Source organism: Klebsiella sp. M041 (assembly GCF_059759695.1).
In genome coordinates, this window is record NZ_JCAXWU010000020.1 from 35,494 (window position 1) to 57,990 (window position 22,497).

The window sequence follows — 22,497 nt, forward strand, 5'->3', positions numbered from 1 at the left end:
CACCGGGCAACAACGCGACGCCAGAAGCCGGCGTCGACAGGTCGTGCTACGGTGCCGGGTAGGTATAAACCTGATGCACCGCTTCAATCTCCGCTAATACCTCTTCGCTCAGCTCAAGCTGTAAACTTTCCACGTTGGCCTGCAGCTGCGCCATGGTCGTCGCCCCCAGCAGGGTGCTGGCGACAAACGGCTGCCGACGCACAAAGGCCAGCGCCATTTGCGCCGGATCGAGGCCGTGGCGTTTGGCGATATCCACATACGCCGCCACCGCTTTCTGCGACTGCTCGCTGCTGTAGCGCGTAAAGCGGCTGAACAGCGTATTGCGCGCCCCCGCCGGCTTCGCGCCGTTGAGGTACTTCCCGGTCAGGGTGCCGAAAGCCAGGCAGGAGTAAGCCAGCAGCTCCACGCCTTCGAACTGGCTCACTTCCGCCAGGCCGACTTCAAAGCTGCGGTTCAGCAGGCTGTAGGGGTTCTGAATGGTCACGATCCGCGGCAGGTCGTGCTTATCCGCCAGGTGCAGATAACGCATCACGCCGAAGGCGGTTTCGTTCGACACGCCGATGTAGCGGATCTTGCCGGCGCGCTGGAACTCGGTCAGCGCCTCGAGGGTATCCAGCAGGGTCACCGCGGGGGCGGCGTCGGCCCAGGTGTAGCCCAGCTTGCCAAAGCAGTTGGTGGGGCGCTGCGGCCAGTGTACCTGGTACAGGTCGAGATAATCGGTCTGCAGACGCTTCAGACTGGCGTGCAGCGCCTCGCGGATATTTTTCCGGTCCAGGACGTGGTTTGGTCGAATACTGCTGTCGTTATTACGCGCGGGCCCGCTGACCTTCGAGGCGAGCACCAGCTTTTCGCGATTGCCGCGTTTCGCCAGCCAGTTGCCGACGTAGGTTTCGGTCAGCCCCTGAGTTTCCGGGCGCGGCGGGACAGGGTACATTTCAGCGACATCGATCAGATTGATGCCGTTGGCGACCGCATAGTCGAGCTGCTGATGGGCATCGGCCTCGCTGTTCTGCTCGCCAAAGGTCATGGTTCCCAGCCCGAGGGTGCTGATTTCAAGTGAACTGTGTGGGATACGGTGATACTGCATAGCCAGCTTCCTTTTTATTTATAAGGTCAGGCATTCCCCGACAAAGGAGTATCAACATGGCAGAGGGTGAGAAAAAGAGGAAGTAAAAAAATCAAAAAAGCCGGGTGACGAGGAGGAGCGGTGGGTGAAACCCGCGGTGTCCTGGTGTGTCCCGACTCTTCTCAGAAGACTGGTTGTCGGTAAGCGCAGCGTCAACAGAGGCTGGGGCCGACGGGGAAAAATTAACGCTTAATGATTTGTGAAACGTCGTCACGATTGATCTGCATTTTATTACCCTGCTGATCTTCGTAGCTGATAAGACCGGTATCGTCATCCACGGTGGGTTTACCGTCGGTCAGGATCATTCGCCCATCTTTGGTCGCCATGACGTAATCGCTGCTGCAACCGGAAACCGAGAACGCCAGTCCTACGGCGGAAATCAATACTGCCCATTTTTTCATCGTCATCACCTCTTGAGTAGCTGCACCCCATACCTGTCTATTAATAGCCTGATTTGTGAGACATAAAAAGCAGTAAAGTCTGAAAAAGGGTTGCAGCCTGTGACCAGGCTGCAATTTTGTGGTTTACAGCGGGTTTTTCTTATTGCGCAGCAGGTTAAGACTCTCCACCGCAATAGAGAAGAACATCGCGAAGTAGATGTATCCCTTCGGCACATGGACGTCGAAACTTTCCAGCATCAGGGTAAAGCCGACGAGGATCAGAAACGACAGCGCCAGCATTTTTACCGACGGATGACGGTCAACAAAATCGCCGATAGGTCGCGCGGCGAACATCATGACCCCCACCGCAATCACAACCGCCGCCATCATAATAAACAGATGATCCGACAGGCCGACGGCGGTGATCACCGAGTCGAGGCTAAAGATGATGTCCAGCAGCATGATCTGCACGATGGCGCCGAGGAAGGAGTGAACGTTAGTTTTCAGCCCCTCCTCTTCGCCTTCGATAGATTCATGGATCTCTTTACTGGCTTTCCAGATAAGGAACAGTCCGCCAAACAGCAAGATCAGATCGCGAAACGAAATCTCCTGACCGAGGACGGTAAAGAGCGGGTTGGTCAGCTTAACGACCCAGGCGATAGAGGCCAGCAGCGCCAGGCGCATGACCATCGCCCCCATTAAACCGATCCGTCGCGCGTGGGCGCGCTGGGCGGTGGGGAGCTTGGCCACAACCAGAGAGAGAAAAATAATATTATCGATCCCGAGCACGATCTCCAGCAGCGTCAAGGTGCCCAGCGCCAGCCAGGCGTTAGGATCGGTTATCCATGCAAATAACATTGTTCAAAGTCCTGCAAAATAGAAAGCAGCAATTATATGCAAGCCCCAACGCAGAACAAAAAATTAATCGTGTTGTAACAAGAAATGGCGGGCGAGCAGGGCGGCGGTAAAATTCTTTTTCAGGTAGAAGCCGCGCGGCAGCGTGAGGATCGTCTCCCCGCGGGCGCCGATGGCTTCGGTCAACGCCTTGCTGTTGGCCGCTTTCGGTCTTAGCTGCAGCACCTCGCCGTGGCGGGCGGTAATGCGCTCCACCTCACCGAGGACAATAAGATCCATCAGCTCTTCCCAGTCCATGCGCAGCTGGCGCTCCTCTTCTTCGTCCGGACTCCACAGCAGCGGTGCGCCGACGCGCCGCGCCGCCAGAGGAATGGCGCGCTCTCCCTCCACAGGGATCCACAGGACTCGCTGCAGCTTATGCCGCACATGGCTGCTCTCCCAGGTGACGCCGCTATTGCCAGTTAACGGGGCGACGCAGACAAAAGTCGTCTCCAGCGGACGGCCCCGGCTGTCGATAGGGATCGTTTTGAGCTCCACCCCCAGCGCGGCGAAATCCTGCTCGGGTTTACTGCCCGCGCTGGCCCCCAGCCACAGCTCCAGCAGGATGCCCGTCCAGCCTTTATCACGTTTAAGATCGCGGGGGATGGGGATCCCGGCCAGCGCCGCCAGCTCACCCAGCGTATAGCCGGCCAGCTGGCGGGCCTGGGCCAACAGCTGTTCCTGACTTTGCGGCGGAGAGGAGAGCGGAGCGATAGCGGGCATAGGGTGACACCTTTGGTTAAAAAATGAGCGCTAATTTTGCGCGTTGTGGATAGAGTTTATCGTTTTATGAGTAACTATACCAATCCCATGATTTATATGATTTTTTAAGGGCATTACGTGGCAGGTGAAAACCATGAAAACAGGTTTTCCAGAACTGGTCACTGACAATAAACAGGATCTTACACCATGTTATCCACAGAAAAGTGGGATAACTGGGGAAAAGCCCCACTACTGGTTCGATTTACAGCCTTGACGTGCGACGAAAATCGAATTTTTAGAGAAAATATGCCCGCGACCTGCGCGTAATCTGTGGATAAAATCGACATTGCTCGATCTTTCATCAGTCGGCGGATCGCATGTGTGATGAACGTCACGTTATGCTGTAATAAGTGAAAGGAATATATTCTAACTTAATGAATATGCTATCATTATTATAAGGTGCTAGCAGTGCGATGTTCAGATTACTCCGGGTTTTCCCGGGTTAATTCCGTACTTCTTCACAACTCTATCCACAGAAAAAGTGAATAAAATCGGCCGTCGGGCGCTTTCGCTGTTTATAACTCTGGCAATTACTGTGAGTTATTCAAATGTTATCCGTTCTCAGTGTGCGAACAGAGTGGTTTACCGTTTCCGACGAGTGTGAAACAATCATTCACATTGAAGCTTATCTTGAGGTAGTCCGGTGATTGATGACGATGGCTACCGCCCAAATGTCGGTATTGTAATCTGTAATCGTCAGGGCCAGGTCATGTGGGCCCGACGCTATGGTCAGCACTCGTGGCAGTTCCCGCAAGGGGGCATAAATCCAGGAGAATCCGCAGAGCAGGCGATGTATCGGGAATTGTTTGAAGAGGTCGGGTTAAGCCGTAAAGATGTGCGGATCCTTGCCTCAACCCGTAACTGGCTGCGTTACAAGTTGCCTAAACGTTTGGTGCGTTGGGACACAAAGCCGGTTTGTATCGGCCAGAAACAAAAGTGGTTTCTTTTGCAGTTGATCGGTAACGACGCGGACATCAATATGCAAACCAGCAGCACACCTGAATTTGATGGCTGGCGCTGGGTGAGTTACTGGTACCCGGTGCGTCAGGTGGTGTCGTTCAAACGCGACGTCTACCGCCGGGTGATGAAAGAGTTCGCCAGCGTCACTATGTCGCTGGCGGAGAGCGCACCTAAGCCGCAAAGCGCGCCTGCTTATCGACGTAAAAGAGGTTAAGCCACGCACATTATGCTCACTCGGTTGCGAGAAATAGTCGAGAAGGTCGCGAGTGCGCCGCGTTTAAACGAGGCGCTGGATATTCTGGTGACGGATGTCTGCCAGGCGATGGAGACGGAAGTCTGCTCGGTTTACCTGGCTGACAATGATCGACGCTGCTATTACCTGATGGCTACCCGCGGGTTAAAAAAACCTCGCGGGCGCACCGTTGCGCTGGCGTTCGATGAAGGCCTGGTGGGGCTGGTTGGCCGCCTGGCGGAGCCCATCAACCTCGCCGATGCGCAAAAACACCCCAGCTTCAAGTATATCCCCGCCGTCAAAGAGGACCGCTTCCGCGCCTTCCTTGGCGTGCCGATCATCCAGCGCCGCCAGCTGTTGGGCGTGCTGGTGGTCCAGCAGCGTGAGCTGCGCCAGTTTGATGAAAGCGAAGAGTCTTTCCTCGTCACCCTCGCCACCCAGATGGCGGCGATCCTCTCCCAGTCCCAGCTGAACGCCCTGTTTGGCCAGTATCGTCAGACGCGCATTCGCGCTCTGCCGGCCTCTTCCGGGGTGGCGATCGCCGAGGGCTGGATGGACGTCAGCCTGCCGCTGATGGAGCAGGTGTATGAAGCCTCGACGCTGGACACCGCCTCGGAACGTGAACGCCTCACTGGCGCGCTGGAAGAAGCGGCCAACGAGTTTCGTCGCTACAGCAAACGCTACGCCGCCGGCGCGCAAAAAGAGACGGCGGCGATCTTCGATCTCTACTCGCACCTGCTCTCCGACGCCCGCCTGCGTCGCGAGCTCTTTGCCGAAGTCGACAAAGGCGCCGTCGCCGAGTGGGCGGTCAAAAAGATCATCGAGAAGTTCGCCGAACAGTTTGCCGCGCTGAGCGACGGCTATCTGAAAGAGCGGGCCGGCGACCTGCGCACGCTGGGTCAGCGTCTGCTGTTCCATCTCGACGACAGTATTCAGGGACCTAACACCTGGCCGGCGCGCATTATCCTCGTGGCGGACGAGCTGTCGGCCACCACCCTCGCCGAGGTGCCGCAGGATCGTCTGGCCGGCGTGGTGGTGCGCGATGGCGCTGCCAACTCCCATGCCGCCATTATGGTGCGGGCCCTTGGCATCCCAACGGTGATGGGCGCCGATATTCAGCCCTCGCTGCTGCATGGCCATACGCTGATTGTCGATGGCTATCGCGGTGAGCTGCTGGTGGATCCTGAACCTGTTCTGTTGCAGGAATATCAGCGGCTTATCAGCGAAGAGAACGAGCTCAGCCGCCTGGCGGAGGACGATCTCCAGCGCGCATCGGAGCTGAAAAGCGGCGAACGGGTGAAAGTCATGCTCAACGCCGGCTTAAGCCCGGAGCACGAAGAGAAGCTCGGCAGCTTTGTTGACGGTATTGGTCTGTACCGTACCGAAATTCCTTTTATGCTGCAGAGCGGCTTCCCCTCAGAAGAGGAGCAGGTCGCCCAGTATCAGGGCATGCTGCAGATGTTTAACAGCAAACCGGTGACCCTGCGTACTCTGGACATCGGCGCGGATAAACAGCTGCCGTACATGCCGATCAGCGAAGAGAACCCGTGCCTTGGCTGGCGCGGGATCCGCATCACCCTCGATCAGCCGGAGATCTTTTTGATCCAGGTGCGAGCGATGCTGCGCGCCAACGCCGCCACCGGCAACCTCAGCATTTTGCTGCCGATGGTGACCAGTCTGGAAGAGGTCGATGAGGCCCGTCGGCTGATCGACCGCGCCAGCCGGGAAGTGGAAGAGATGATCGGCTACGCCATCCCGCGTCCGCGTCTGGGGGTGATGCTGGAGGTGCCGTCGATGGTCTTTATGCTGCCGCAGCTGGCCAGCCGGATCGATTTTATCTCGGTAGGCACGAACGACCTGACCCAGTACCTGCTGGCCGTCGACCGTAACAATACCCGGGTCGCCAGCATGTATGACAGCCTGCATCCTGCGGTATTGCGGGCGCTGGCGATGATCGCCCATGACGCGGAGCGCTTTGGCATCGATCTGCGACTGTGCGGCGAGATGGCAGGCGACCCGATGTGCGTGACGATCCTCATCGGTCTCGGTTATCGCCATCTGTCGATGAACGGCCGCTCGGTGGCGAGGGTGAAATATCTGCTGCGCCGCATCGATATCGAAGAGGCGCAGGAGCTGTCGCGTCGCAGCCTCGAAGCCCAGATGACCGCCGAGGTGCGCCATCAGGTGGCGGCCTTTATGGAGCGGCGCGGTCTCGGCGGCCTGATCCGCGGCGGGCGGTAGCGGTAGCCCGGGTGAGGCGTAAGCCGTAACCCGGGAATCCTCTGTTCGCACCCTCCGGCAAAATAGGATACCACCGGGAAAACGGCATTCTGTTAGCATCCGTATACATATCTTTTACACGCCGGCGCGGATCGCACACCTGGCTTATGCTATGATTCGCCTCCTTCGGCGTGCCCGTTTTAATCGGGCATGGATCATCACCGCTGTCCACTTTCGGCGGAATAACAAGTCTTTATGGTGACAGATGAATAGTGGCTACCTGCATTTTCCGGAGTTCGATCCGGTCATTTTTTCTCTAGGCCCGGTCTCCCTCCACTGGTACGGTTTAATGTACCTGGTGGGCTTTGTCTTTGCGATGTGGCTGGCCACCCGTCGGGCGAATCGTCCGGGCAGCGGCTGGACGAAAAATGAAGTGGAAAACCTGCTTTACGCGGGCTTCCTCGGCGTCTTCCTGGGCGGCCGTATCGGCTACGTGCTGTTCTACAACCTGCCGGTCTTTCTTGCCGATCCGTTGTATCTGTTCCGCGTCTGGGACGGCGGCATGTCGTTCCACGGCGGCCTGATCGGCGTGATCCTGGTGATGATTATCTTCGCCAGACGCACCAAACGGACCTTCTTCCAGGTCTCCGATTTTATCGCGCCGCTGATCCCGTTTGGCCTTGGCGCCGGGCGTCTGGGCAACTTTATCAACGGCGAGCTGTGGGGCCGCGTGGACCCGAGCTTCCACTACACGATGATTTTCCCGGGCTCCCGTGCTGAAGACCTGGCGCTGCTGCCGACCCACCCGGAATGGCAATCGCTGTTTGATACCTATGGCGCGCTGCCGCGCCACGCGTCGCAGCTGTACGAGCTGGCGCTGGAAGGCGTGGTGCTGTTCCTGATCCTGAACCTGTTTATCCGTAAACCGCGCCCGACCGGTTCCGTTTCCGGCCTGTTCCTGATTGGCTACGGCCTGTTCCGCATTATCGTGGAATTCTTCCGCCAGCCCGACGCCCAGTTCACCGGCGGCTGGGTGCAGTACATCAGCATGGGGCAGATTCTTTCGATCCCGATGGTGCTTGCGGGTATCATCATGATGGTTTGGGCTTACCGCCACCGTCCGCAGCAACTGAATTCTTGAGGAACCATGAAACAGTATCTTGATTTGATGCAGAAAGTGCTCGCCGAGGGCACGCCAAAAAATGACCGCACCGGCACTGGCACGATCTCTATTTTCGGCCATCAGATGCGTTTTAACCTGCAGGAAGGCTTCCCGCTGGTGACCACCAAGCGCTGTCATTTACGCTCCATCATCCATGAACTGCTGTGGTTCCTGCAGGGTGACACCAACATCGCCTATCTGCACGACAACAACGTCACCATCTGGGACGAGTGGGCAGATGAAAATGGCGACCTGGGGCCAGTTTACGGCAAACAGTGGCGCTCCTGGCCTGCGCCGGACGGTCGTCATATCGACCAGATCAGCACGGTGATGGACCAGCTGAAAAACGACCCGGACTCCCGCCGGATCATCGTTTCGGCGTGGAACGTCGGCGAGCTGGATAAGATGGCCCTGGCGCCGTGCCATGCCTTCTTCCAGTTCTATGTCGCCGACGGCAAGCTCTCCTGCCAGCTGTATCAGCGCTCCTGCGACGTCTTCCTCGGCCTGCCGTTCAACATCGCCAGCTACGCGCTGCTGGTGCATATGGTGGCGCAGCAGTGCGATCTGCAGGTCGGCGATTTCGTCTGGACCGGTGGCGATACCCATCTGTACAGCAACCATCTCGAGCAGACTCATCTGCAGCTGAGCCGCGAACCGCGTCCGCTGCCGAAGCTGGTCATCAAACGCAAGCCCGCGTCGATCTTCGACTACCGCTTTGAAGACTTCGAGATTGAAGGTTACGATCCGCACCCGGGAATCAAAGCGCCAGTGGCGATTTAACCCCCTCTGCAGATATGACCAACCGGCGTCCGATGGCGCCGGTTTTTTTATGCCGTTTTCACCACCTGAATGAGTGGCAGCCCTCGTCGCCATTAGGAATGGAACGCTTCATCCCGCCCCTGGCCACAGGCGGTTGTGGGCGGGAATGTTGGAAAGAGGCTCGCAAAAAAATGTTCTGCTGTTGATCATACAAACCTTTTTTGCGTGTCTGGCCGGGAAAGCTATTTTCCGTCGTCGCGCCAGGGCTAACCGCCGCGGCATACTCTGCGCCATGAACAGAGAACATGGCTATACCCTGATGGAAACCCTGGTGACGCTGACGTTAATGATGATCCTCAGCGTCGGCGTCCTGTACGGCTGGCAGCGCTGGCAGCAGCAGCAACGACTGTGGCAAACCGCCGTCCAGGTGCGGGATTTCCTGGTCTTCCTGCGCGATGACGCCAACGCCTACAACCGGGACCGCGTGCTTCGCGTCGGCCAGGATGAAGAGGGCTGGTGCCTGAGTGCGCAGGGGGAGGCGCCGGCGTGCGCCTCCGGGTCGACTTTAACGCTGCGCCCGCGCTGGCCGGGGATCTCGCTGGCAGGCGTCACGCCTGGCCTGGGATTCTACGGCCTGCGCAGCACCGCCTGGGCGGGGAATCTGCGGCTGCAGAGCGAGGCCGGCAGCTGGAGCATTGTGATTTCACACTGGGGGCGGATTCGTTTATGCCGTAGCGACAGCGCGGGAGGGTGCCAGTGAGCCGCCGCGGATTTTCCCTTGCGGAGGCGCTTATCGCCATGGCGATAGGCTCGCTGCTGCTGATTGGCGCCTGCCGCTTTCTACCCGCCCTGCAGCGCCATATTCTGCGCCAGGGCGAACAGCTGGCCCTGGAGAACGAACTGTGGCAGCGGGTGCATGCCGTGGGTAAACATCTGCAGCGCGCCGGATACTGCCGGGGAGCGTGCGGCGGAGCCGGACTGGAGCTTGCCGCCGACGGCGAGTGCCTGATTGTGCGCTGGGACGCGAACAGCAATGGGACATGGGAAACCTCCCCTGCGGCAGCGGCGGAGAGCACTGGCTTTCGCCTGCGCGACGGCGCGCTGGAGACTTTGCGCGGAGCCAGCGACTGCCGCGGCAGCGGATGGGAGAAAATCACCAATCCGGCCGCTATGGTGGTGACGCGCTTTGCGGCGCAGCGTCTGCTGACCGAGGGCTTCGCGCCGGAGCTGATCGTGACGCTGGCGGCGCGCTCTGCCCGGCAGGCGGGTCTGGCGGCCGAGGTGGAGCAGCGGGTGACGGGGTATAACCTGTGATCCGCCAGCGTGGAATGTCGTCGCTGCTGTTGGTGCTCCTGTTGCTGACTCTCGGTAGCCTGCTGCTTGAGGGGCTTAACCTGCAGCAGCGGGCGCTGCTGGCGCAAACCGCCAGCGAAACGCAGGCGATCCGCGATACGGCTGTGGCCCATTCGGCGCTACAGTGGGGAAAACAGCAGGCCTGGTCGACACAGGCGCCGCTGGCCTGCCGCGAGCAGGCGCAGCAGGGCTGGCGCGCCTGTCTGCGCATCTTCGACGACGGTTCGCTGCTGCTCAGCAGCGCCAGCGGCGAGGTGCAGGTCTGGCAGTCCGGCGAGGTGCGCGGCGGGCAGGTGCGTTTCTCCGCCCATGGCTGGAGCGATTTTTGCCCGCTCAGGGAGGTGAGCTTATGTCAAATGCCATGAAGCGCCAGCGGGGTTTTAACCTGCCGGAGACCGTGCTGGCGATGGCGCTGATGGTGCTGACGGTCACCGCGCTGGGCGGCTATCAGCGCGGAATGGCGCAAGGGGTCCACCAGCTGAACCAGACGCGTCAGCTATGGCGCGACGCCTGGCGCTATAGCCAGCTTTCCGCGCCGCCTCCGCCGGCAGGCGAGCAGGTAAGCCGTATGCAGACATCGACGCAAAGATGTGTCAGCATCACGGTAACGATCAGTATGCCCGTTGCAAAGCGGGCGCAGATGACCCGGCTGCATTGCCCGGTCAGCCAGTAGTCAGGAGCAATTATGTTAAGGGTATACCACTCAAACCGGCTGGATGTTCTCGAGGCGTTGATGGAGTTTATCGTCGAGCGCCAGCGGCTGGATGACCCTTTTCAGGCTGAAATGGTGCTGGTGCAGAGTACCGGTATGGCGCAGTGGCTGCAGATGACCCTGGCCTCGCGCTTCGGAATTGCCGCCAACATCGAGTTTCCGCTGCCGGCGAGCTTTATCTGGGATATGTTCGTGCGCGTCCTGAAAGATATCCCTGGCGAAAGCGCCTTCAGCAAGCAGAGCATGAGCTGGAAGCTGATGACTCTCCTGCCGCAGCACCTGGAAGAAGACGATTTTATCCTGCTGCGCCAGTATCTGAGCGATGACGGCGACAAACGCAAGCTGTTTCAGCTGGCCGCCCGGGTAGCGGACCTCTATGACCAGTATCTGGTCTATCGCCCGGAATGGCTGATGCGCTGGGAGGCCGACCAGCGGGTTGACGGCCTCGGCGACGCCCAGCAGTGGCAGGCGCCGCTGTGGAAAGCGCTGGTGCGCTATACCGCCGAGCTCGGTCAGCCGCAGTGGCACCGCGCCAATCTCTATCAGCGCTTTATCAGCGCCCTGGAAAAGGCGGATGAACCGCCCGCCGGGCTGCCGTCGCGCGTCTTTATTTGTGGAATTTCCGCGCTGCCGCCGGTCTACCTGCAGGCGCTGCAGGCGCTGGGTAAGCATGTCGATGTCTATGTGCTGTTCACCAACCCCTGCCGCTACTACTGGGGAGATATTAAAGATCCGGCGTTTCTGGCGAAGCTACTGTCGCGTCAGCGACGCCATCACCGCGAGGCGCGCGCGCTGCCCCTGTTCCGCGACGCCGGGCAGGCGCCAGGGCTGTTTAATGACGCCGGGGAGCAGGATGTCGGCAACCCGCTGCTCGCCTCCTGGGGCAAGCTGGGACGCGACTATATCTACCTGCTGGCGGGGCTGGAGCGCTATGAGGAGCTGGACGCCTTTGTCGATATCGTTCCTGATAACCTGTTGCATAACCTGCAGTCGGATATCCTCGAACTGCGCAACGCGGCGGTGGCCGGGCAGAGCGCAGAGGCGTTCGCTCACAGTCGCGACAAACGTCCGCTGGCGCAGGATGACCGCAGCCTGAGCATTCACGTCTGCCACAGTCCGCAGCGTGAGGTGGAGGTTCTGCACGATCGGCTGCTGGCGATGCTGGAGGCGGATCCGACGCTCACGCCGCGGGATATCATCGTCATGGTGGCGGATATCGATAGCTACAGCCCCTATATACAGGCGGTGTTTGGCGCCGCCAGCGGCGACCGCTGGCTGCCGTGGGCGATCTCCGACCGCCGCGCCCGGGAGTCGCACCCTGTGCTGCAGGCGTTTATCACGCTGCTCTCGCTGCCCGACAGCCGCTTCGCCAGCGAAGATGTGCTGGCGCTGCTGGACGTGCCGGTGCTGGCGGCGCGCTTTAACATCAACGAAGAGGGGCTGCGCTACCTGCGCCAGTGGGTCAACGAGTCCGGGGTCCGCTGGGGAATGGATGACGACAACGTCCGTGAGCTTGACCTGCCGGCGACCGGCCAGCACACCTGGCGGTTCGGCCTTACCCGCATGCTGCTGGGCTACGCGATGGACAGCCGGGAGGGCGAATGGCAGTCGGTGCTGCCCTATGACGAATCCAGTGGTTTGATCGCCGAACTGGTGGGTAACCTCGCATCGCTGCTGATGCAGCTTAACCTCTGGCGACGCGGTCTCGCCCAGCAGCGGCCGCTGGCGGAGTGGCTGCCGGTCTGTCGCGATCTGCTGAATGACTTTTTCCTGCCGGACAGCGAGACCGAAGCGGCGCTGGCGCTGATTGAGCAGCAGTGGCTGGCGGTGATTGATAGCGGTCTGGAAGCGCAGTATGGCGACCAGGTGCCGTTGACGCTGCTGCGCGATGAGCTGGCCCAGCGCCTCGATCAACAACGGATCAGCCAGCGCTTTCTCGCCGGCCCGGTCAACATCTGCACCCTGATGCCGATGCGCTCTATTCCTTTCAAAGTGGTTTGCCTGCTGGGGATGAACGATGGGGTTTATCCGCGAACGCTGCCGCCGCTGGGCTTTGATTTAATGAGCCAGAAGCCGCAGCGCGGCGACCGCAGCCGGCGCGATGATGACCGCTACCTGTTCCTTGAGGCGCTGATGTCCGCCGAACAGACGCTGTATATCAGCTACATCGGCCGTTCTATCCAGGACAACAGCGAGCGCTTTCCCTCGGTGCTGGTGCAGGAGCTGGTGGATTACATCGGCCAGAGCCACTGTCTCGCCGGCGACGAGGAGCTTGATTGCGACACCAGCGAGGCGCGGGTTAAAGCCCACATCACTCACCTGCATACCCGCATGCCGTTCGACATCGCCAATTTCCAGGAGGACGAGAACAAGAGCTACGCCCGGGAATGGCTGGCTGCCGCCGGCCAGCAGGGTGAGGCGCATAGCGACTTCATTCAACCGCTTACCCCGCCGCCGATAGACAGCCTGCCGTTCGAGCAGCTCCTGCGCTTCTGGCAGCACCCGGTTCGCGCGTTCTTTCAGCAGCGTCTGCGGGTCAATTTCCGTGCGGAAGAGGATGATATTCCCGATGACGAGCCCTTCACCCTGGAAGGGCTGAGCCGCTATCAACTGAACCAGCAACTGCTCAATACCCTTATCGAGGAACAGGACGCCTCGGCCATGTTCCGCCGCTTCCGCGCCGCCGGCGAGCTGCCGTATGGCGCCTTTGGCGAGCTGGTGTGGGAGACGCAGCGTCTGGAGATGCAGGCCCTGGCCGAGCGGGTGAAAGCCGAGCGCCAGCAGGCGCAGAGCATGGAGATCGATCTCCAGTGCGGCGGCGTAAATCTGACCGGCTGGCTGCAGCAGGTGCAGCCGGACGGGCTGCTGCGCTGGCGGCCTTCGCTGCTGAGCGTCTCCCAGGGGATGCAACTTTGGCTGGAACACCTTGTCTACTGTGCCAGCGGCGGCACCGGCGAGAGCCGGCTGTTTGTGCGTAAAGAGGGAGAGTGGCGTTTTCCGCCGCTGGCGCCCGCCGAGGCGCAGGCGTACCTTAATGAGCTGGTGGATGGCTATTTGCTGGGGATGTCGCAGCCGCTGCTGCTGCTGCCGGAAAGCGGTGGCGCCTGGCTGAAAGCCTGTTATGACGCCGAAAAGGATGTCATCGTAATGGACGAAGAGACGCAGCAGAAAGCGCGGAGCAAATTCCTGCAGACCTACGAAGGTAACATGGTGGTCAGCGGGGAGGGCGCCGATATCTGGTATCAACGCCTGTGGCGTTCGCTGGAGCCGGCGCATTACGAAGAAATCATTGCCCAGACGCAGCGTTATCTGTTACCGCTATATCGTTACCATCAGTCCACACAAATTTAAATAGTATAAAAATTGCGCAGTGAATGGCGGTTCATTTATTATGCGCAACGTATCACGGACTGATGGACATAAAAGGCTGCACGCCGTGCAGCGCAAGTTTGTTAATGATGAGGTTCGTGAATGCCCCGCAGTTTATGGTTCAAGGTTTTTGTAGTGCTGGCCGCCCTCTGGGCGCCGTTGAGTCAAGCCGACACCGGATGGCAGCCTGTTCAGGAGACGATCCGCAAAAGCGAAAAAGATACGCGTCAGTATCAGGCGATCCGTCTTGATAACGACATGGTCGTGCTGCTGGTTTCCGATCCGCAGGCGGTGAAATCGCTGTCGGCGCTGGTGGTGCCGGTGGGATCCCTGCAGGATCCGGCCGATCATCAGGGGCTGGCGCATTTTCTGGAACATATGACGCTGATGGGGTCGCAAAAATATCCCCAGCCTGACAGCCTTGCAGAGTTTCTTAAGCTGCACGGCGGCAGCCATAACGCCAGCACCGCGCCCTACCGCACCGCGTTCTATCTCGAAGTGGAGAATGATGCGCTGGACGGGGCCGTAGACCGGCTGGCCGACGCCATCGCCGCGCCGCTGCTGGATAAAAAATATGCCGACCGCGAACGTAACGCGGTCAACGCCGAGCTGACGATGGCCCGGACGCGAGACGGGATGCGCATGGCCCAGGTCAGCGCAGAAACCATTAACCCGGCTCACCCGGCGGCCCACTTCTCTGGCGGCAACCTCGAGACGCTCAGCGATAAGCCCGGCAACCCGGTTCTTGATGCGCTGCACACCTTCCGCGATAGCTGGTACTCCGCCAACCTGATGAAAGCGGTGATCTACAGCAACAAGCCGTTGCCGGAGCTGGCGCGCATGGCCGCTGACACCTTTGGCCGCGTGCCGAATCGTCACATCAGCAGGCCGGAAATAAGCGTCCCGGTGGTAACCGATGCGCAAAAAGGCATTATTATTCACTATGTGCCGGCGATGCCGCGTAAAGTGCTGCGCGTCGAGTTTCGCATCGACAACAACAGCGATCGTTTCCGCAGCAAAACGGATGAACTGGTCACTTACCTGATCGGCAACCGCAGCCCGGGGACGCTCTCCGACTGGCTGCAAAAGCAGGGACTGGCGGAAGGTATCCGCGCGGATTCTGACCCGGCGGTGAACGGCAACAGCGGCGTGCTGGCGATCTCTGCCACCCTCACCGATAAAGGCCAGGCGCACCGCGACGAAGTGACGGCTGCCATATTCAGCTACCTCAACCTCCTGCGTACCCAGGGCGTCGACAAACGTTACTTTGACGAGTTGGCGCATGTGCTGGCGCTGGATTTCCGCTATCCGTCGATCAACCGTGACATGGATTACGTGGAATGGCTGGCGGATACCATGATCCGGGTACCGGTCGAGCATGCGCTGGACGTGGTCAACATTGCCGATAGGTACGACCCGCAGGCGATCAAAGACCGGCTGGCGATGATGACCCCACAGAACGCCCGCATCTGGTATATCAGCCCGCAGGAACCGCATAACAAGACCGCTTATTTTGTCGATGCGCCGTATCAGGTGGATAAGATCGGCGAGCAGACGTTCGCTGACTGGCAGCAAAAAGCGCAGGCGATCAAGCTGCAGCTGCCGGCGCTCAACCCCTATATTCCGGATGATTTCACCCTCATCAAAAGCGATAAAGCCTGGCCGCACCCTCAGCTGATCCTCGATGAGCCGACCCTGCGGGTGGTTTATGCCCCGAGCCAGTATTTCGCCAGCGAGCCGAAGGCGGATATCTCTCTTGTGCTGCGTAATCCCCAGGCGATGGACAGCGCTCGCCGGCAGGTGATGTTTGCCCTCAACGATTATCTCGCCGGCATCGCCCTCGATCAGCTCAGTAACCAGGCGGCGGTCGGCGGCATTTCGTTCTCCACCGGCGCCAATAACGGGTTAATGGTCAATGCCAACGGCTACACCCAGCACCTGCCGGCGCTGTTCAGCGACCTGCTGCAGGGATACTTCAGCTCGACGCCGACCGAGGAGCAGCTGGAGCAGGCCAAATCATGGTATGCGCAAATGATGGACTCCGCTGAGAAGGGCAAAGCCTACGATCAGGCGATAATGCCGATCCAGATGGTCTCCCAGGTACCGTATTTCCAGCGCGAAGTACGCCGGGCGCTGTTGCCTTCCATCACCTTGCAGGAAGTGCTCGACTACCGCGCCAACCTGAAAACCAAGGGGCGCCCTGAACTGATGGTGATCGGCAATATGTCCGCCGATGCCGCCACGACGCTGGCTCGCCAGATCCAGCAGCAGCTGGGCGCTGACGGCAACGAATGGTGCCGCAATAAAGACGTGGTGGTGAACCGGCAGCAGCTGGCGATCTTCAACAAAGCGGGCAACAGCACCGACTCCGCGCTGGCCGCGGTGTTTGCGCCGCCCAACGTGGATGAGTTCAGCAGCACCGCCGCCAGCACCCTGCTGGGACAGATTATTCAGCCGTGGTTCTACAACCAGCTGCGCACCGAAGAGCAGCTCGGCTACGCGGTCTTTGCCTTCCCGATGAACGTGGGGCGCCAGTGGGGCATGGGCTTCCTGCTGCAGAGTAGCGATAAGCAGCCGGCTTTCCTCTGGCAGCGGTTCCAGGCCTTCTTCCCCACCGCGGAGGCGAAGCTGCGGGCGATGAAGCCGGAAGAGTTTGCCCAACTCCAGCAGGCGGTGATAAGCCAGATGCTGCAGGCGCCGCAGACGCTGGGCGAAGAGGCATCGAAACTGAGCAAAGATTTCGATCGCGGTAATATGCGTTTTGATTCACGTGATAAAGTAGTGGCTCAGATTAAACTGCTGACGCCGCAAAAACTTGCCGATTTCTTCCATCAGACGGTGGTGGATCCGCAGGGCGTGACGATATTGTCCCAGATTTCCGGTAGCCAGAATGGCAAAGCGGACTACGCCCAGCCGGCAGGCGGCAAAGTGTGGGAAAACGTCAGCGCATTGCAGCAATCCTTACCCCTGATGCGAGAGAATGAATGACCGACACCGCTGAGTCTTTGGATCCCCTGCGCTTGCCCTTGAGGGGCGAGCGTCTGATAGAAGCCTCTGCGGGCACCGGAAAAACCTTTACCATCGCCGCGCTGTATCTGCGGCTGCTGCTGGGGCTGGGCGGCGAGGCCGCCTATCCCCGCGCCATCAGCGTTGAAGAGCTGCTGGTGGTGACCTTTACCGAGGCGGCGACCGAAGAGCTGCGCGGACGTATCCGCAGCAACATCCATGAACTGCGCATCGCCTGTATGCGCGGTGAATCCGACAACCCGCTCTACAGCGCGCTGCTGGCGGAGATCGCCGATAAAGACGATGCCGCGAAGACCCTGCTGTTGGCCGAGCGGCAGATGGACGAGGCGGCGGTGTTCACCATCCACGGTTTTTGCCAGCGGATGCTGAGCCTTAACGCCTTCGAGTCGGGCATGCTGTTCGAGCAGCAGCTGATCGAGGATGAATCCCGCCTGCGCTATCAGGCCTGCGCCGACTTCTGGCGCCGTCACTGTTATCCACTGACACGCGATATCGCGGCGGTGATCCATGACGTCTGGAAAGGGCCGCGCGACCTGCTGAAGTCCCTTGACCGCTGGCTGCAGGGCGAAGCGCCGCAGCTCAAGTCGCCGCCAGCCGCTGACGAGACGCTGGCCGAGCGCCATCAGCAAATCATCGGCCGCATTGACTCGCTCAAGCAGCAGTGGCGCGAGCAGGTGGGGGAGATCGAAGGCGTGCTTGAAGATTCCGGCCTTGACCGGCGGAAGTTCAATCGCGGCAACCAGGGCAAATGGCTTGAGAAAGTGACCGCCTGGGCGCAGGAAGAGACGCTGAGCTATCAGTTGCCCGACGCGCTGGAGAAATTTGCCCAGTCGTTTCTGCTTGAGCGTACCAAAGCCGGTGGCGAACCGCCCGTGCATCCTCTGTTTAGCGCCGTCGAATCGCTGCTGGCCTCGTCGCTGACGCTCACCGATCTGGTGCTGGCGAGAGCGATGGTCGAGATCCGTGATGCGGTCGCGCGCGAAAAGCGCCGCCGCGGCGAGTTGGGGTTTGACGACATGCTCAGCCGGCTTGATGAGGCGCTGCGCGGCGACAGCGGCGAGGCGCTGGCCAGCGCCATTCGCCAGCGTTTTCCGGTGGCGATGATCGATGAGTTTCAGGATACCGACCCCCAGCAGTACCGGATTTTCCGCCGTATCTGGCGCCAGCGTCCGGAGACGGCGCTGCTGCTGATCGGCGATCCGAAGCAGGCCATCTACGCCTTTCGCGGCGCCGATATCTTTACCTATATGAAAGCGCGCGGCGACGTTGCCGCGCACTACACGCTTGACACCAACTGGCGCTCCTCGCCTGGCATGGTGGGTAGCGTCAACCGGCTGTTCAGCCTCAGCGATAACCCCTTCATGTTTCGCGAGATACCGTTCCTGCCGGTGAAGTCGGCGGCGAAGAACCAGGGGCTGCGCTTTACCGTTGACGCGGCGGATGTCCCGGCGATGAACGTCTGGCTGATGCCCGGCGACACCGTTGGCGCCGGCGATTATCAGACGTTTATGGCCCAGCTCTGCGCCACGCAGATCCGCGACTGGCTGAGCGCCGGTCAGCAGGGGCGCGCACGGCTGTGGCGTGGGGAAACTTCGCGCCCGGTGCAGGCTTCGGATATTACCGTGCTGGTGCGCAACCGGCTGGAGGCGGCGCAGGTGCGTGAAGCGCTGCAGACGCTGGGCATCCCCTCGGTCTACCTCTCCAACCGCGACAGCGTTTTTGAGACGCTGGAGGCCCAGGAGCTGCTCTGGCTGTTGCAGGCGGTGTTGTCCCCGGAGCGGGAAAATACCCTGCGCAGCGCGTTGGCGACCTCAATGTTTGGCCTGACCGCGCTGGATATTGAAAACCTCAACCAGGATGAGCAGGCGTGGGACGCGCTGGTGGAGGAGTTCAGCGAATACCGCCAGATCTGGCGTCAGCGCGGGGTGATGCCGATGCTGCGGGCGCTGATGACGGCCCGGCACATCGCCGAGAACCTGCTGGCGACCCGGGGCGGCGAGCGGCGCTTAACCGACATACTGCACATCAGCGAATTGCTGCAGGAGGCGGCCAGCCAGTTGGAAAGCGAGCATGCCCTGGTGCGCTGGCTGACGCAGCATATCGCCGAGCCGGACAGCAACGCCGCCAGCCAGCAGATGCGTCTCGAAAGCGATAAGCACCTCGTGCAAATCGTCACTATTCACAAGTCAAAAGGACTGGAATATCCCCTGGTCTGGCTGCCGTTTATCGCCCGGTTTCGCAAACAGGACCAGGCGTTCTATCACGATCGCGAGACGTTCGCGGCGGTGCTGGATCTGGGCCAGGATGAGGCCAGCCTCGAGCTGGCGGAGGCGGAACGGCTGGCGGAAGATCTGCGCCTGCTGTACGTCGCCCTGACCCGCGCGGTCTGGCACTGCAGCCTTGGCGTGGCGCCCCTCAGCAGTCGAAAGTCCGGCAACAGCGATTTTCATCTGAGCGCCCTCGGGCGGCTGCTGCAGGCGGGCGAAGCCATGGATGCCGCCGGGCTGGCCGCGCGTTTAGCGGACTTCTGCCATGGCGATATTGCATTACAGAGACCTGGCGAGCTGGATCTGACCCCGTGGCAGGCGCCGGCGGCGAGCATTCCCCCGCTGTCGGCGCGCGAGCTGCAGCGCCGCATCGCCGACGACTGGCGGGTGACCAGCTATTCCGGGCTGCAGCAGCATGGTTTCAGCGGCGGACAGGATCTGCTGCCGCGTCTGGATGTCGATGCCGCCGGCGTCGGCGAAGTCGTGGAAGAGCCGCAGCTGACCCCGCACCAGTTTCCGCGCGGCGCCGCGCCGGGAACCTTCCTGCACAGTCTGTTTGAGGAGCTGGACTTTACCCAGCCGGTGCCGGAAGGGTGGATGGCGGAGAAACTGCAGCTGAGCGGGTTTGACGCGCAGTGGGCGCCGGTGCTGACCGACTGGCTGGGGGGCGTGCTGAAGACCCGTCTGCCGGGGCCGGATATCGCGCTCAATCAGCTGGCGGCGCGGGATAAACAGGTGGAGATGGCATTTTACCTGCCCATCGCCCAGCTGCTGACGGCGGAGCGTCTTGACGCGCTTATCCGCCAGTACGATCCCCTTTCCGCCGACACGCCGCCGCTGGATTTCCGCCAGGTGCGCGGCATGCTGAAGGGCTTTATCGATCTGGTCTTCCGCCACGAAGGCCGCTATTACCTGCTGGATTACAAATCGAACTGGCTGGGGGAAGATCGCGAGGCCTATACCCGGCCCGCGATGGAGCAGGCGATGCGGGCTCACCGCTACGATCTGCAGTATCAGCTGTACAGCCTGGCGCTTCACCGCTATCTGCGCCACCGGCTGGCCGATTACGACTATGAACGCCACTTCGGCGGCGTGATTTATCTCTTCCTGCGCGGCATGGACGGGCAGGAGGGGGGGCAGGGGATCTTCACCACCCGGCCGGTGCGACCGCTGATTGACGGTCTGGATCAGCTTTTTGCCGGAGAAACTCAGGAGGAGGCCTCATGACTTTCGAACAACTACTGCTGGCGGCGGTGGAGCAGCGTCTGCTGCGGCCGCTGGACGTCCAGTTTGCTCTGATGGTGGCGCAAAACGACCCGCCGGCGGTCAAGCTGGCGGCGGCCTTGCTGAGCCGGGACGCCGGCGAGGGGCACGTATGCCTGCCGCTCTCGCGGCTGAGCGGCGACGAGGCGCTCGGCGGGAAAGCGGGGGAGATCCGCGATCGGCTGCTGGCCGAAGCCGGCTCGCCGGAAGACTGGCCCGCGCTGCTGCTCGCTTCGTCGGCGGTGAGCAGCGGCGATGCCCCGGCGCCGATGATCTTATGCGGCGACCGGCTCTATCTGAACCGGATGTGGCGCAACGAGCTGACCGTCGCCCGCTTCTTCAACGAAGCCAACCGGGTGCTGGAGATGGATGAGGCCCGGCTGGCGTCAACCCTGAACGCTCTGTTCCCTGCCACCGGCGAAACCGACTGGCAAAAAGTGGCCGCGGCGGTGGCGCTGACCCGCCGCATCTCGGTGATCTCCGGCGGTCCCGGGACCGGGAAGACCACCACCGTGGCCAAACTTCTGGCGGCGCTAATCCAGATTGAAGACAGTCCGCGCTGTCGTATTCGCCTGGCGGCGCCGACGGGGAAAGCGGCGGCGCGCCTGACCGAATCGCTGGGCGCGGCGTTGAGAAAACTGCCGCTGACCGACGCGCAGAAAGCGTTGATTCCCACCGAGGCCAGCACGCTGCATCGTCTGCTGGGCGCCCAGCCCGGCAGCCAGCGCATGCGCTATCACGCCGGCAACCCACTGCATCTGGACGTGCTGGTGGTGGATGAAGCCTCGATGATCGACCTGCCGATGATGTCGCGGCTCATCGACGCGCTGCCGGCTCACGGGCGGGTGATTTTTCTCGGCGATCGCGACCAGCTGGCCTCCGTGGAAGCGGGGGCGGTGCTGGGGGATATCTGCGCCTGGGCGAGCTCGGGCTATACCGCCGCGCGGGCGCAGGAGCTGACCCGGCTGACCGGTTCACCGGTACCAGCGGGCGAGGGGGCTATCGCTGGCGCGCTGAGAGATAGCTTGTGCCTGCTGCAAAAGAGCTATCGCTTCGGCAGTCACTCCGGCATTGGGAGCCTGGCGCGGGCGGTGAACGCTGGCGCGCGCGCGGAGGTGAAGGCCATGCTGCGCCAGCCGTTTGACGATATCGCGCTTCATCCCCTCAGCACGACCGAAGAGTACGACGCCATGCTCGGCGCGGCACAGCAGGGCTATGAGCGCTACCTGCAGCTGCGCCGCGAGCGGGCGGAACCGCAGGCGATGCTGGCCGCCTTCAGCGAATTTCAGCTGCTGTGCGCGCTGCGTGAAGGGCCGTACGGCGTGAGCGGCATCAATGAGCGGCTGGAGCAGCGTCTCAACCGTCAGCGGGCGATCGCCCTGCCGCGCCACTCCCGCTGGTATGACGGCCGGCCGATTATGATCGCGCGCAACGACAGCGCGCTGGGACTGTTTAATGGCGATATCGGGATAGCGCTGGAGCGCAACGGCGAGCTGAGGGTGTGGTTCCTGATGCCCGACGGCGCCATCAAGTCGGTGCAGCCGAGCCGCCTGCCGGAGCATGATACCGCCTGGGCGATGACCGTGCATAAATCGCAGGGATCGGAGTTCGACCATGCGGCGCTGATCCTGCCGGCGCGCAGCGTCCCGCTGGTGACGCGCGAACTGGTCTACACCGCGATCACCCGCGCGAAACAGCGGTTGTCGCTCTATGCCGACGAGCAGGTGCTCTCCCAGGCCATTGTGACGCGAACCGAGCGGCGAAGCGGCCTGACGGAGATCTTCGCCGGGCACAAAGCCCCCTGAGATGCCGCGTTTGGGCGACGGGTAGCGTGACGACGCACCTCGACGGCTGGGCGCATATCGGTGAGCCAGCGAGGTAAAGGGTTTACGCGAAAAGCAGAATTCTACCCGCGAGCCGCAGACAGCGTGCCGGCCAGGCGTAGCAAGGGACAGGCCCGGGGAGCGATAAACGCCGGTTTATCCCGGGCCGTTAGCAACAGCGAAGAAGG

General features: G+C 61.0%; 17 protein-coding genes. 12 read left to right on the forward strand and 5 right to left on the reverse strand.

Annotation, left to right across the window (positions count from 1 at the left end; genetic code table 11):
- Positions 1–46: 46 nt before the first annotated feature.
- From AC6CWS_RS21930 to AC6CWS_RS21950, 5 genes are all read right to left on the reverse strand, one after another.
- A complete protein-coding gene (locus AC6CWS_RS21930) occupies positions 47–1,087 on the reverse strand; it encodes an NADP(H)-dependent aldo-keto reductase (RefSeq protein ID WP_008806332.1) in 1,041 nt (346 codons plus the stop codon).
- Positions 1,088–1,308: 221 nt separating this feature from the next.
- Positions 1,309–1,527, reverse strand: a complete 219-nt coding sequence (locus tag AC6CWS_RS21935; protein ID WP_002915974.1) for a YgdI/YgdR family lipoprotein — start codon at positions 1,525–1,527, stop codon at positions 1,309–1,311.
- A 123-nt stretch (positions 1,528–1,650) separates the two neighbouring features.
- Positions 1,651–2,364 carry a TerC family protein gene (locus AC6CWS_RS21940; protein ID WP_023290903.1) on the reverse strand — a complete coding sequence of 238 codons (714 nt, stop codon included), beginning with the start codon at positions 2,362–2,364 and terminating at the stop codon, positions 1,651–1,653.
- A 63-nt stretch (positions 2,365–2,427) separates the two neighbouring features.
- The gene (gene mutH, locus AC6CWS_RS21945; RefSeq protein ID WP_048298206.1) at positions 2,428–3,123 is read right to left on the reverse strand and encodes a DNA mismatch repair endonuclease MutH; all 696 of its coding nucleotides are present in this window, start codon (positions 3,121–3,123) and stop codon (positions 2,428–2,430) included.
- A gap of 64 nt (positions 3,124–3,187) precedes the next feature.
- Positions 3,188–3,352, reverse strand: coding sequence for a hypothetical protein (locus AC6CWS_RS21950; RefSeq protein ID WP_065882100.1), 165 nt, complete (start codon positions 3,350–3,352; stop codon positions 3,188–3,190).
- Between the two features lie 453 nt (positions 3,353–3,805).
- On the opposite strand from AC6CWS_RS21950, the gene rppH reads away from it, so the two are divergent.
- From rppH to recD, 12 genes are all read left to right on the forward strand, one after another.
- Positions 3,806–4,336, forward strand: coding sequence for an RNA pyrophosphohydrolase (gene rppH / locus AC6CWS_RS21955; RefSeq protein ID WP_004205443.1), 531 nt, complete (start codon positions 3,806–3,808; stop codon positions 4,334–4,336).
- A 12-nt stretch (positions 4,337–4,348) separates the two neighbouring features.
- Positions 4,349–6,595: a phosphoenolpyruvate--protein phosphotransferase gene (gene ptsP, locus AC6CWS_RS21960; RefSeq protein WP_023290901.1), complete on the forward strand. Its 2,247-nt coding sequence runs from the start codon at positions 4,349–4,351 to the stop codon at positions 6,593–6,595.
- Between the two features lie 244 nt (positions 6,596–6,839).
- Entirely contained in the window at positions 6,840–7,715 is an 876-nt protein-coding gene (lgt, locus tag AC6CWS_RS21965; RefSeq protein WP_004205445.1) for a prolipoprotein diacylglyceryl transferase, read from the forward strand.
- A gap of 6 nt (positions 7,716–7,721) precedes the next feature.
- Positions 7,722–8,516: a thymidylate synthase gene (gene thyA, locus AC6CWS_RS21970; RefSeq protein ID WP_023290899.1), complete on the forward strand. Its 795-nt coding sequence runs from the start codon at positions 7,722–7,724 to the stop codon at positions 8,514–8,516.
- 187 nt (positions 8,517–8,703) lie between these two features.
- Positions 8,704–9,255, forward strand: coding sequence for a prepilin peptidase-dependent protein (locus tag AC6CWS_RS21975; protein ID WP_065882140.1), 552 nt, complete (start codon positions 8,704–8,706; stop codon positions 9,253–9,255).
- Positions 9,252–9,809, forward strand: coding sequence for a prepilin peptidase-dependent protein (locus tag AC6CWS_RS21980; protein WP_065882098.1), 558 nt, complete (start codon positions 9,252–9,254; stop codon positions 9,807–9,809). Before AC6CWS_RS21975 ends, AC6CWS_RS21980 begins: the two co-directional genes overlap by 4 nt.
- The gene (locus AC6CWS_RS21985; RefSeq protein WP_065882096.1) at positions 9,806–10,213 is read left to right on the forward strand and encodes a DUF2509 family protein; all 408 of its coding nucleotides are present in this window, start codon (positions 9,806–9,808) and stop codon (positions 10,211–10,213) included. Before AC6CWS_RS21980 ends, AC6CWS_RS21985 begins: the two co-directional genes overlap by 4 nt.
- Entirely contained in the window at positions 10,198–10,521 is a 324-nt protein-coding gene (locus AC6CWS_RS21990; RefSeq protein WP_065882092.1) for a prepilin-type N-terminal cleavage/methylation domain-containing protein, read from the forward strand. The genes AC6CWS_RS21985 and AC6CWS_RS21990 overlap by 16 nt, the downstream gene beginning before the upstream one ends.
- Positions 10,522–10,533: 12 nt before the next feature.
- Positions 10,534–13,911, forward strand: a complete 3,378-nt coding sequence (recC, locus tag AC6CWS_RS21995) for an exodeoxyribonuclease V subunit gamma (protein ID WP_065882090.1) — start codon at positions 10,534–10,536, stop codon at positions 13,909–13,911.
- A 120-nt stretch (positions 13,912–14,031) separates the two neighbouring features.
- Positions 14,032–16,917 (forward strand): pitrilysin, encoded by a 2,886-nt coding sequence (ptrA, locus tag AC6CWS_RS22000; RefSeq protein WP_102004481.1) that lies wholly within the window; start codon positions 14,032–14,034, stop codon positions 16,915–16,917.
- Positions 16,914–20,450, forward strand: coding sequence for an exodeoxyribonuclease V subunit beta (gene recB / locus AC6CWS_RS22005; protein WP_065882086.1), 3,537 nt, complete (start codon positions 16,914–16,916; stop codon positions 20,448–20,450). The genes ptrA and recB overlap by 4 nt, the downstream gene beginning before the upstream one ends.
- Positions 20,447–22,291 (forward strand): exodeoxyribonuclease V subunit alpha, encoded by a 1,845-nt coding sequence (gene recD, locus AC6CWS_RS22010; RefSeq protein ID WP_102004480.1) that lies wholly within the window; start codon positions 20,447–20,449, stop codon positions 22,289–22,291. The genes recB and recD overlap by 4 nt, the downstream gene beginning before the upstream one ends.
- Positions 22,292–22,497: the final 206 nt, after the last annotated feature.